Genomic DNA, 11,875 nt, shown 5'->3' with positions numbered 1-11,875 from the left:
ACCACGTGGGTGGCAGACACGTACGACGACCTGCAGAGGTCGCCACAGAATGAGCAACACTTGACGGGCAGGACTCCGGCCGGAGCCCTGCCCGTTCGCATGTCCACAGGAGGTCCGTGATGTCGTCCGACCCGTCGGAGGGTGCCGGCGCTCGCGGAGGCGACGACGGCCCTCGCCGCGCGAGGACCACAGGTTCCTCCCGTGACGACGAGGGCTCGGGCGGCCGCGGGCCCACCGGTCGCGACCGCGGCGCGCCACGAGGCGGCGGCGACCGTCGCGGCGGCGGGCGCCCGTCGGACCGCAACCCCCGTGACGACCGCGGCGCGGACCGTCCCCGGGGCGGGTCCGACCGCCGCACGGGCGGTGACGGCGAGCGCGGTGACGGCCGCGGCGGACCGGGCCGGGCCGGCGGCAACGACCGTGGTGGCCCCCGTGGTGGTCCGCGGCGCAACGACAGCGGCGCGGGCGGGCGTCCGGGCGGACCTCCCCGCGACCGTGGCGGCGCCGCGGGCTCGCGCGGCGGCCGGTACGAGGATCGCGGCGGCTCGGGTCGTCGCGACGACCGCGGACCCCGTGACTCGCGTCCGCGGGACGGCGACCGGCGCGACGACCGGCCCACCGGCGACCGCCCCCGCGGTGACCGGCACGGCTTCGACCGGTCCCGCGACGACCGGCCCCGCGGCCAGAGCGACCGCCAGGGCGACCGCCGACAGGACGGCCGCCGTCAGGACGACCGGCGTCCCGACGACGGACCCCGAGGCGGCCGGCCCCGCGACGACCAGCGGGGCGGCGACCGCCCCCGCTCGGATCGGCCGCGTGACGACCGGCCCCGCTCCGACCGCCCGCGTGACGACCGGCCCCGAACCGACCGCCCGCGTGACGAGAGGCCGCGCAGCGACCGGCCGACCGGCGACCGCTCCGGAGGCGGCCGTCCCACCGGCGCGCGCCCGCAGGGCGGACGCCCGGGTGCTGGTCGTGACGGCAGCGGACGCGGTGACCGCGGTGACCGTGGTGATCGTGGCCGTCAGGGCCCGCCGCGCGAGGACCGCCCGCGCGACGACCGCCGACCCGACCGGCGTCGCGAGGACGCCGGCGAGCGGGTCGACCACTCGTCGGAGCCGGTCCTGCGTCATCAGGACGCCGCACCGCGCCCGGTGGCCCCGCCGCTGCCCGACGACATCACGCCCGACCTCCTCGACCAGGAGGCGCGCCGCGACCTGCGCGGTCTTCCCAAGGACCTGGCCGACGTGGTCGCGCGGCACCTCGTGGCGGTCGGCGAGCTCGTCGACGACGACCCCGAACAGGCCCTCGCCCACGCCCGCTTCGCCCGCCACCGGGCCAGCCGCGTCGCCATCGTGCGCGAGGCGTCGGGGCTCGCCGCGTACCACGCGGGGGAGTGGGCCGAGGCGCTGTCCGAGCTCCGCGCGAGCCGGCGGATGGGCGGCGACGGGCACCTGCCCGTGATGGCCGATGCCGAACGTGCGCTGGGCCGCCCCGAGCGCGCGATCGAGCTCTCCCGCAGCCCCGAGGCCCGCGACCTCACGACCGAGGACGCCGTCGAGCTCCTCATCGTCGTGTCGGGCGCGCGGCGCGACCTCGGCGAGAACGACGCTGCGGTCGTCGGGCTCCAGGTGCCCGAGCTCGACGCGTCCCGCGAGGACCCGTGGGTGCCGCGGCTCTTCTACGCCTACGCCGAGGCCCTCCAGGCCGCCGGGCGCACCGACGACGCGGTCCGCGCGTTCCTGGAGTCCGCCCGCACGGACCTCGAGGGCGAGACGGACGCCGAGGAGCGCGCGATCATGCTCGGTGTCGGCGACCTCGGCGACCTCGGCGCCGCCGAGGACGACACCGCGGACGACACCGAGGACGACACCGCGGACGAGTCCCAGGACGGGACGGCCGACGAGACCGCCGACCGCGACGTGCTCGACGACGAGATCGAGGCCGCCACCGAGTCGTCCGCCGAGGACGATGCCGCGGACACGTCCCCCGACGAGCCGCGCGAGGACGCGCCGTCGAGCGCCGTCGAGGCCCCGAGGTTCTCCGGGTGAGCGAGCACGACGCCCTGCTCGTCGACCTCGACGGCACGGTCTACCGCGGGCCGGACGCGATCGAGGGCGCGGTCGAGACGCTCGAGGCGGTGCGGGAGCGCGCGACCGTCTCCTACGTCACCAACAACGCCTCGCGCGGGCCCGACGAGGTCGCCGACCACCTGCGCCGGCTCGGGCTCACCCTCGACACCGACGCCGTCGTCACCAGCGCGCAGGCCGGGGCCGCGGTGGTCGCGGAGCACGTCGCGGCGGGGTCGAAGGTGCTGGTCGTGGGCACCGAGGCGCTCGCCGAGGAGATCCGCCTGGTGGGTCTCGAGCCGGTCCGGGCCGAGGACGACGAGCCGGTCGCCGTGGTGCAGGGCCACTCGCCGGAGACCGGCTGGCCGATCCTCGCCGAGGCGACGCTGGCGCTGCACCGGGGCGTGGTGTGGGTCGCCTGCAACGTCGACCCGACCCTGCCGAACGAGCGGGGCCTGCTCCCGGGCAACGGCTCGATGGTGGCCGCCCTCCGCGCGGCATCCGGGCGCGAGCCGCTGGTGGCCGGCAAGCCCGCGGCGCCCCTGCTGGAGCAGGCCATCGCACGGGTGGGCGCCGAGCGTCCGCTGGTCGTCGGCGACCGCCTCGACACCGACATCGCCGGCGCCCACAGCGTCGACGCCGAGAGCCTCCTCGTACTCACGGGCGTGTCGACCCCCACCGGGCTGCTCCCCGCGGAGGAGGGGCAGCGGCCGACCTACCTCGGCGCCGATCTGCGGGTCCTCGGCGGTGACCTCGCCGCGACCGCTGTGGCCGACGGCGACACCGCCGGGTTCACGGCGCGCCACGAGGACGGCCACCTCGTGCTGTCCGGGGACGGCGACGACGCCACGGCCGCCCTGCGCGCCCTCTGCCGCGTCGCGTGGGCGTCCGACGGCTGGCACGGCGTCCGCGGCGACGGCCCCGCGGCCGAGAAGATGATCAGTGCGCTCGGGCTAAGCAGCGGCTGACGGGTTAGCGTGGACGGCGACAGCATCCGGGCCGACGCCGGGGAGGACGCGCCATGACCGAGCACGGCGACGCGCTCGCCGGCCTGCGGGACGCCGTCGCGGCGCTCCCGCACGGCGGCGCCGGGGAGGACGCCGACTTCGACGCCGCCGAGCACGCGACGCGGTTCGAGGCGGTGCACGACGCGCTGGTCGCGGTGCTGGCCGACGTGGACCGGACCTGACCGCGGTGGCCCGGTCCACCGCCCGCCGGCTCCGCCTGGACGCCGAGCTGGTCCGACGCGGCCTCGCCCGCTCGCGCGAGCACGCCGCCGGGCTCATCGCCGAGGGCCGGGTGACGGTCGGGGGCACCGTGGCAAGCAAGCCCGCGACAGCCGTCGAGACCGCCGCCGCCGTGGTCGTGCGCGAGGACGTCGACGACCCCGGCTGGGCGTCGAGGGGTGCGGGCAAGCTGCTCGGCGCGCTCGAGGCCTTCGGCCCGCAGGGCCTCGGCGTCGACGGCCGGCGCTGCCTGGACGCGGGCGCCTCCACCGGCGGGTTCACCGACGTCCTGCTGCGCCGCGGGGCGCGCGAGGTCGTCGCCGTCGACGTCGGCTACGGGCAGCTGGTGTGGGCGCTGCAGACCGACCCGCGCGTCGCGGTGCACGACCGGGTCAACGTCCGCTCCCTGACCCCGGACGACATCGGCGGCCCGGTCGACCTCGTCGTCGCCGACCTGTCGTTCATCTCCCTGGGCCTGGTGCTCGACGCGCTCGTCGCGTGCACGGTCCCGGGCGGGGATCTGGTGCCGATGGTCAAGCCGCAGTTCGAGGTCGGCAAGGACCGGCTCGGCGCGGGCGGGGTCGTGCGCGACACGGCGCTGCGCGCGTCGGCCGTGATCGACGTCGTGGCGTCCGCGCGGGCGCGGGGCCTGGTGCTGCGCGACGTCGTCGCCAGCCCGCTGCCGGGCCCGTCGGGCAACGTCGAGTACTTCTGCTGGCTGCGACGCGCGAGCGGCGACGACGGCCCGCACGATGACGAGACGCTGGTGGCGCGAGCCGTGGAGGAAGGTCCGCAGTGAGGACCAGGGGACAGACAAGGGGACACCGGTGACCGACGGGCTCGTGGAGGCCGACGCGGCGGGCGTCGCGGACGGCGACGACCGCGGCACGCGCGACGCGCTCCTCGTCGTGCACACCGGCCGGGAGGCGACGCGGAAGGTCGCCTCGCAGGCGGCCCGCCGGCTCGCGGACGCCGGCTTCGCGCTGCGGATCCTCCCCGACGAGTACTCGACCGACGAGGGGCTGTTCGACGACCTCCCCGAGGCGCAGCGCCCGCGCACCGTCACGGCCGAGTCGGACGCCGCGCTCGGCATGGAGATCGTCCTCGTGCTCGGCGGCGACGGCACGCTGCTGCGGGCGGCCGAGCTCGCCCGCCACGCGCGGGTGCCGATGCTGGGGGTGAACCTCGGGCGCGTCGGGTTCCTCGCGGAGGCCGACCTCGACGACCTCGACGAGGTCCTCGACGCCGTCGTCGGGCGCACCTACCGCGTCGAGGAACGGATGACGGTCGACGTCGTCGCCCACCAGAACGGCACCGAGCTGGGCCGGACCTGGGCGCTCAACGAGGCGATCGTCGAGAAGATGAACTGGGCGCGGCTGCTCGACGTCGTGCTCGAGGTCGACGGCCGCCCGGTGTCCGAGTTCGCGTGTGACGGGGTGCTGTGCGCGACGCCGACCGGCTCGACGGCCTACGCGTTCTCGGCGGGCGGGCCGGTGGTGTGGCCCGAGGTGCAGGCGATGCTGCTGGTGCCGAGCAACGCGCACGCGCTGTTCGCGAAGCCGCTGGTGATCTCGCCGGACTCCTCGGTGGCGCTCGAGGTGTCGAGCCGCGGGGACGCCGGCGTGCTCGTGTGCGACGGCCGGCGCACCATCGAGCTGCCCCCGGGTTCGCGCGTCGAGGTGGTCCGCGGGCGCAACCCGGTGCTGCTGGCGCGCCTGCGGGTGCAGCCGTTCACCGACCGGCTGGTCCGCAAGTTCGGGCTGCCGGTGCAGGGGTGGCGCGGGCGCCAGCGCTGAGGCGCTCGACGGGTCGAGCTCCGCTTCGCTGCGTCTCCCACCCTCTCCCGTCGACCGCCCGTCACCGACCGTTCGACCATGTGTTCGATCGGATCGGCGTGTTCGGGCCCGGAGCGTCGGACCGGACCGTTACCGTGAGGCCCGTGCTCGCCGAGCTGAGGATCCAGGGTCTCGGGGTGATCGAGGACGCGACCCTCGATCTCCACCCCGGGCTGACGGTGGTCACCGGGGAGACCGGGGCCGGCAAGACGATGGTGGTCACGGGGCTGCACCTGCTGGGTGGCGGCCGCGCCGACTCCTCGCGTGTGCGCCGCGGCGCCACGCGCGCCATGGTCGAGGGCCGGTTCCTGCTGCCGTCCGCCGAGGCCGACGCCGAGACCGACGCCGACACCGACGACCCACCGGAGGCCGAGGACGACGCCGCGCCCCGCTCGGCGCTGCGCCTCGCCGCCGACGCGGGCGCCGCGCTCGACGACGACGGCAGCCTCATCGCCGCGCGCACCGTGTCCGCCGACGGGCGCTCGCGCGCCCACCTGGGCGGACGCTCGGTACCGATGGCCGTGCTGGGCGACGTCACCGACGCCGCGCTCGCCGTGCACGGCCAGCACGAGGCGCTGCGGCTCCTCCGCGCGGCCGAGCAGCGGGCGGTGCTCGACCGGTTCGCCGGCGCCGCGGTCGCCGAGCCGCTCGCCGCCTACCGAAGCACGCGCACGGCCTGGCGACGCGCGGTCACCGAGCTGACCCGCCGCCGTGAGCAGGCGCGCGAGATGAGCCGCGAGGCCGACATGCTGCGCCACGGGCTCACCGAGATCGAGGCCGTCGACCCGCGGCCCGGCGAGGACGCCGAGCTGGTGGCCGAGGCGCGCCGCCTCGCGGACGCCGACGACCTGCGCGCGACGGCGTCGGCCGCCCTCGCCGCGCTCGCGGGCCCACCCGACGGTGCGGGGGAGGACCCGGACGCTGTCGGGCTGCTGGGCGAGGCGCGCCGGCGGCTGCAGGGCAGCTCGGGTAGCCAGGACCCGGCGCTCGCCGGGCTCGACCCCCGCCTCGCCGAGGCCGCGGCCCTGCTCGGTGACGCCGCCGCCGAGCTCACCGACTACCTCGAGCGTCTCGAGGCCGACCCGCAGCGGCTCGAGCAGGTGCTCGAGCGCCAGGCCGCGCTCAAGGGGCTCACCCGCAAGTACGCCGCGGACGTCGACGGCGTGCTCGCGTGGGCCGACGACGCGCGCGAGAAGCTCACCGGTCTCGACACCTCCGACGAGGCGCTCGCCGCGCTGGCGGCCGAGGCCGAGCAGCTCGCGGGCGAGGTCGCCGGGCACGCCGCGGCGGTGTCGGCGGCCCGCCGCGAGGCCGCCGAGCGGTTCGGTGCCGCCGTGTCCGCCGAGCTCGACGGGCTGGCGATGGGGTCGGCGTCGGTCCAGCTCGCCGTGGGTGTGAAGGAGGCGGCCGCAGGCGACGCGGCCGGGCTGGACGTCGACGGCCGCCGGGTCGTCGCCGGCCCCGACGGCGTCGACGAGGTCGAGCTGCTGCTCACCCCGCACGCGGGCGCGCCGGCGCTCCCGGTGCACAAGGGCGCCTCGGGCGGCGAGCTCTCGCGGGTCATGCTCGCGGTCGAGGTCGTGCTCGCCGGCGCGGACACCACGCCGACGCTGGTGTTCGACGAGGTCGACGCCGGGGTCGGCGGGCGCGCCGCCGTCGAGGTCGGGCGCCGGCTCGCGCGCCTCGCCCGCACCCACCAGGTGGTCGTCGTGACCCACCTGGCGCAGGTCGCGGCGTATGCCGATCGTCACCTGGTGGTCGACAAGGGCGGGCTCGCCGACGCCGGCGACACCGACGGCGTCACGCGCAGTGCCGTCCGCACTCTCGGCGACGGCGACCGCACGATCGAGCTGGCGCGCATGCTCGCGGGCACCGAGGAGACCGAGACCGGCCGCGCCCACGCCGAGGAGCTGCTCGCCGCGGCCGCGGCGGACCGGACCGCCGGGGACGACGAGGCGGCGGCGCCGACACCGATCACGCGTGGTGCGACCACGCGGCGTAGCGGTGGCCGCCGGAGTCGCCGGGCCGGGTGACCGCGGCGCGTCGCCTCGGCGCGTCGGCTCCGTCCAGGGCGTCCCTCCGACGACCATCGAGGGCATGGGTACCGGCGGTCGCGGCACGGGTGCGGGGTGGCGGGCATGAAGTGGCCACGGGGACGCACGAAGGAGGCGCCGGCCGGCGTCGTCGGCACGGCACGGCTCGGCGGGCGCTCCGGCGGTGAGGTGTCCCCGGAGCTGCTGCGCCGGCTCGGCCGCGGCGACGTCGCGGTGATCGACCAGGTCGACCTGGACCGCGCGACCGCGCACGCGTTCGTCGACGCGGGCGTCGCCGGGGTCATCAACGTGTCGCCGTCGATCTCGGGGCGCTACCCGAACCTCGGGCCGGAGATCCTCACCGACGCCGGGGTGGCGCTCGTCGACGACGTCGGCGACGGCGTGCTGCGCCGGGTGCGCGACGGCGCCTCGGTCCGCCTCCACGACGGCGGCGTGTACCTCGGCGAGGACGAGGTCGCGCGCGGGTTCGAGCAGAACGCCGAGACCGTCGCCGACCAGCTCGCCGAGGCCCGCTCCGGGCTCGCCGCGCAGCTGGAGGCGTTCTCGGCGAACACCACGGAGTTCATGGGCCGCGAGCGGGCGATGCTGCTCGACGGCGTCGGCGTCCCCGGGCTCGAGACCGCGATGAACGACAGGACGGTGCTGGTCGTCGCCGGCGGGTCCGACCGCGTCGAGGAGCTGCGCCGCCTCAAGCACTTCGTCCGCGAGGAGCGCCCCGTGCTCGTCGGGGTCGGCGGCGGCGCCGCCGCCCTGCGGACCGCGGGGTTCACGCCGGCGGTGGTCGTCGGGACCGCGCTGGAGATCGACCCGGAGCTCGCGCGCAAGGCCGTCGACGTCGTCATCCCGGCGGACACCGACGGGCACATCGCCGGGCTGGCGCGCCTGCAGGACGCCGGCATCGACCCGGTCGGGTTCCCGTCGTCGGCGAACCCCGAGGACATGGCGCTGATCCTCGCGCAGCGTCACGGCGCCTCGCTGGTGGTCGCGTGCGGGTTCGACGCGACGCTGTCGGGGTTCCTCGACCGCGGGCGGTCGGGGAGCAACCCGTCGACGCTGCTCACGCGGCTGCGCCTGGGGCCGACGCTGGTCGACGCCTCGGCGGTGGCCGCGCTGCACCGCCACCGGGTCACCACCGGGGCGGTCCTGCTCCTGCTGCTGGCCGTGATGGCGGTCGGCGCGACGGCGCTGTTCGCGAGCGGACTCGCCGAGGCCATCGTGATGCTCGTGCGCGAGGGGTGGGCGGCCGCGCTGGCCGCCGCCCAGGGGGTCGGGGGATGATGTCGCTGCGTTACCACGTCGTGTCGATCGCGGCGGTGCTGCTGGCGCTCGCCCTGGGCGTCGTGCTGGGGGCCTCGGCCCTGTCCGGCCGGGTGCTCGGCGCCCTGACCTCGGACCGCGACCAGCTCGCCGGCGAGGTCGTCGCGATGCGGGGGGAGCGTGACGCGGCCGGCGCGCAGCTGCTGGCCACCGAGCGCCTCGTCGGCGCCGGCGCGCCGTCGACGATCGCGGGCGTGCTGCCCGACCGGGGTGTCGCGCTCGTCGCCGCCCCCGGCGCGGACCCGGCCGACCTCGACGCCGTGACCGACCTCGTCACCCGCGCGGGCGGGCACGTCACCGGCCAGGTCGCGCTGACCGACGCCGCCGTCGCCCCCGACCGCGCGGAGGCGCTGCGCGCGCTGGTCCCGCGGCTGCTGCCCGCCGGCGCGCAGCTGCCCACCACCACCGACACCGGCACCCTCACCGGCTCGCTGCTCGGGTCGCTGCTGGTCGCGCGGCCGAGCGGCGTGGGCGACCGCACCACGGGCCCCGAGGTCGCGACGGCGCTGCGCGCGCTCTCCGAGGCCGGGTACATCCGCGCGCCCGAGGGGCCGGGCGCGGCGCCGGGCGAGCTCGCGCTCGTCGTCACCGGCAGCGGCGCCGACCCGGCCCGCGACATCGTGCTGGCGCGGATCGCGGGGGAGATGGACCGGGTGGGCGCGGGCGCCGTGCTCGCCGGGCGCGCCGGGTCGGGGGCGGTCACCGCCGTGCGCACGGACCCGGCGCTGCGCACCGGTCTGTCGACGGTCGACGCCGTCGAGGGGCCGGCCTCGCGGGTCGCGACCGTGCTGGCGCTGCGTGAGCAGGCCGACGGGCGGACCGGCGTCTACGGCCCCGCCGCGGGCACGTTCACGCCCCAGCCCACCGCGGGCTGAGGGTCGCCCGGGTGGGTGGGGGGCGCGGTCCGTTACCCTGAAGCCCCGTGAGTGACGGAGTATCGCCGGCGGTGTCCTGATCATGCAGCCGGCGCGGACGACCAAGCACGTGTTCGTCACCGGAGGCGTCGCCTCCTCGCTCGGCAAGGGCCTCACGGCGTCGAGCCTCGGCCAGCTGCTCACCGCGCGCGGTCTGCGCGTGACGATGCAGAAGCTCGACCCGTACCTCAACGTCGACCCCGGGACGATGAACCCGTTCCAGCACGGCGAGGTCTTCGTCACCGAGGACGGCGCCGAGACCGACCTGGACATCGGGCACTACGAGCGGTTCCTCGACCGCGACCTCTCGGCGCGCGCGAACGTGACCACCGGGCAGGTCTACTCGAGCGTCATCGCCAAGGAGCGGCGCGGCGAGTACCTCGGCGACACGGTGCAGGTCATCCCGCACATCACCGACGAGATCAAGTCCCGCGTGCTGGCGATGCGCACGGACGACCCGGCGCCCGACGTGGTGATCACCGAGGTCGGCGGCACCGTCGGCGACATCGAGTCGCTGCCGTTCCTCGAGGCCGCGCGCCAGCTGCGCCACGAGGTCGGCCGGGACAACTGCTTCTTCCTGCACGTCTCGCTGGTGCCGTTCCTCGCGCCCTCGGGCGAGCTGAAGACGAAGCCGACCCAGCACTCGGTGGCCGCGCTGCGCAACATCGGTATCCAGCCCGACGGGCTGGTGCTGCGCGCCGACCGCGACATCCCCGAGGACATGACGCGCAAGATCAGCCTCATGTGCGACGTCGAGGAGGACGGCGTCGTCGCCTGCCCCGACGCGCGGTCGATCTACGACATCCCGAAGGTGCTGCACACCGAGGGCCTCGACGCCTACGTCGTGCGGCGGCTCGGGCTGCCGTTCCGCGACGTCGACTGGACCGTCTGGGGCGACCTGCTCGACCGCGTGCACCATCCCACCGAGACCGTCGAGATCGCGATCGTCGGCAAGTACGTCGACCTTCCCGACGCCTACCTCTCGGTCACCGAGGCCCTGCGCGCCGGCGGCTTCGCCCACCGCGCCCGCGTCGCCGTGCGCTGGGTGGGCTCCGACGAGTGCGAGACGCCCGCCGGCGCGGCCGCCGCGCTCGCGGGCGTCGACGGCATCCTCGTCCCGGGCGGCTTCGGCATCCGGGGCATCGAGGGCAAGGTCGGCGCGCTCGACCACGCGCACCGCCGCGACATCCCGGCGCTCGGGCTCTGCCTGGGCCTGCAGTGCATGGTCATCCACGCCGCGCGGTCCATGGCCGGCCTGGAGGGCGCCAACTCCGCCGAGTTCGACGAGGAGACGCCCCACCCGGTCATCTCGACCATGGCCGACCAGACCGACGTCGTCGCCGGTGAGCGCGACATGGGCGGCACGATGCGACTCGGCGCCTGGCCCGCGGTGCTCGCGCCGGAGACGATCACGCGCGCGGCGTACGGCACGGGCCGGATCACCGAGCGGCACCGCCACCGCTACGAGGTCAACAACGCCTACCGCGACCGTCTCGCCGAGGCGGGCCTGGTGTTCTCCGGGACCTCGCCCGACGGCGCGCTCGTCGAGTTCGTCGAGCTGCCACGCGACCGGCACCCGTTCTTCGTCGGCACCCAGGCGCACCCGGAGCTCAAGAGCCGCCCGACCCGGGCGCACCCGCTGTTCCGCGCGTTCGTCGCCGCGGCGCTGCGGCACGTCTCCTCCCAGCGTCTGGACCTGGAGACGAGCAACGGGACGGACCCGGTGGAGTCGGTGGAGGACGTGCTCGACGAGCCGGCCGGCGCGACCCCGTGACGGCGCCGCGCACGCCGGACTCGCTCGCCGACCCGCACCAGGGGCACCCGCCGCACGACTTCGCCGTCGTCGACACCGAGACCCTCTACGAGGGTCCGATCTTCGCGCTGCGCCGGGACAAGGTGCGGATGCCGGGCGGGCGGATCGCCGGGCGGGAGAAGGTCGAGCACTTCGGTGCCGTCGCGATCGCGGCGCTCGACGAGGACGACCGCCTCGTCATGATCTACCAGTACCGGCCCGCGCTCGGGCGGCGCATCTGGGAGATGCCGGCGGGCCTGCTCGACGAGGCCGGCGAGAACCCGGTGGTCGCGGCACAGCGCGAGCTCGTCGAGGAGGTCGGGATCGAGGCCGACGACTGGTCGACGCTGGTCGACATCGTCGGGTGCCCGGGCTTCGCCGACGAGTCGGTGCGCGTGTACCTCGCCCGCGGGCTGCGGTCGGTGGAGCGCCCGGCGAGCGGTGACGACGAGGAGGCGGACCTCGTCATCCGCCGGATCCCGCTCGACGACCTCATCACCGGCGCCATGTCCGGCGCGCTGGTCAACGGGCCGTGCGTGGCGGGCGTGTTCGCCGCCGCGGCGGTACGCGACGGCCGCTCCGCGGCGCGCCCGGTCGACGCGGAGTGGCTCGACCGCCCCGGCGAGTTCGCCGCGCGCCGGTCCGCGCGCCGCTGAGAGGCCCCTTCG

Annotated in this window: 10 protein-coding genes; all 10 read left to right on the top strand. The window is 76.6% G+C overall.

All coding sequences use genetic code 11. The annotated features are described in order from the left end of the window. Window positions 1–1,154: 1,154 nt before the first annotated feature. The 10 genes from WCD58_RS26955 to WCD58_RS26910 all read left to right on the top strand — a co-directional run bounded on the left by WCD58_RS26955 (window position 1,155) and on the right by WCD58_RS26910 (window position 11,863). Window positions 1,155–2,051, top strand: a complete 897-nt coding sequence (locus tag WCD58_RS26955) for a hypothetical protein (protein WP_337706189.1) — start codon at window positions 1,155–1,157, stop codon at window positions 2,049–2,051. Then, window positions 2,048–3,037, top strand: a complete 990-nt coding sequence (locus tag WCD58_RS26950) for an HAD-IIA family hydrolase (RefSeq protein WP_337706188.1) — start codon at window positions 2,048–2,050, stop codon at window positions 3,035–3,037. Before WCD58_RS26955 ends, WCD58_RS26950 begins: the two co-directional genes overlap by 4 nt. A 53-nt stretch (window positions 3,038–3,090) precedes the next feature. After that, entirely contained in the window at window positions 3,091–3,258 is a 168-nt protein-coding gene (locus WCD58_RS26945) for a hypothetical protein (protein WP_337706187.1), read from the top strand. Window positions 3,259–3,263: 5 nt separating this feature from the next. Beyond that, the gene (locus WCD58_RS26940; protein WP_337706186.1) at window positions 3,264–4,094 is read left to right on the top strand and encodes a TlyA family RNA methyltransferase; all 831 of its coding nucleotides are present in this window, start codon (window positions 3,264–3,266) and stop codon (window positions 4,092–4,094) included. Window positions 4,095–4,137: 43 nt separating this feature from the next. Further along, complete coding sequence (locus WCD58_RS26935) at window positions 4,138–5,091, top strand: NAD kinase (protein ID WP_337706197.1); 954 nt, start codon at window positions 4,138–4,140, stop codon at window positions 5,089–5,091. Between the two features lie 143 nt (window positions 5,092–5,234). Continuing rightward, entirely contained in the window at window positions 5,235–7,163 is a 1,929-nt protein-coding gene (recN, locus tag WCD58_RS26930) for a DNA repair protein RecN (RefSeq protein ID WP_337706185.1), read from the top strand. Window positions 7,164–7,268: 105 nt separating this feature from the next. Beyond that, window positions 7,269–8,462, top strand: coding sequence for a putative cytokinetic ring protein SteA (steA, locus tag WCD58_RS26925; protein WP_337706184.1), 1,194 nt, complete (start codon window positions 7,269–7,271; stop codon window positions 8,460–8,462). Further along, entirely contained in the window at window positions 8,459–9,376 is a 918-nt protein-coding gene (locus tag WCD58_RS26920; RefSeq protein ID WP_337706183.1) for a copper transporter, read from the top strand. The genes steA and WCD58_RS26920 overlap by 4 nt, the downstream gene beginning before the upstream one ends. 82 nt (window positions 9,377–9,458) lie before the next feature. Beyond that, on the top strand, window positions 9,459–11,189 hold the full coding sequence (pyrG, locus tag WCD58_RS26915) for a CTP synthase (protein ID WP_373696290.1): 1,731 nt from the start codon (window positions 9,459–9,461) through the stop codon (window positions 11,187–11,189). Beyond that, the gene (locus WCD58_RS26910; protein WP_337706182.1) at window positions 11,186–11,863 is read left to right on the top strand and encodes an NUDIX domain-containing protein; all 678 of its coding nucleotides are present in this window, start codon (window positions 11,186–11,188) and stop codon (window positions 11,861–11,863) included. Before pyrG ends, WCD58_RS26910 begins: the two co-directional genes overlap by 4 nt. Window positions 11,864–11,875 lie beyond the last annotated feature (12 nt).

Origin of the sequence: Actinomycetospora flava, from assembly GCF_037400335.1 — a bacterium.
GTDB classification, from domain to species: domain Bacteria; phylum Actinomycetota; class Actinomycetes; order Mycobacteriales; family Pseudonocardiaceae; genus Actinomycetospora; species Actinomycetospora flava.
The sequence above is the reverse complement of the archived record's forward strand: the minus strand, read 5'-3'. Positions and strand labels throughout refer to the sequence as shown.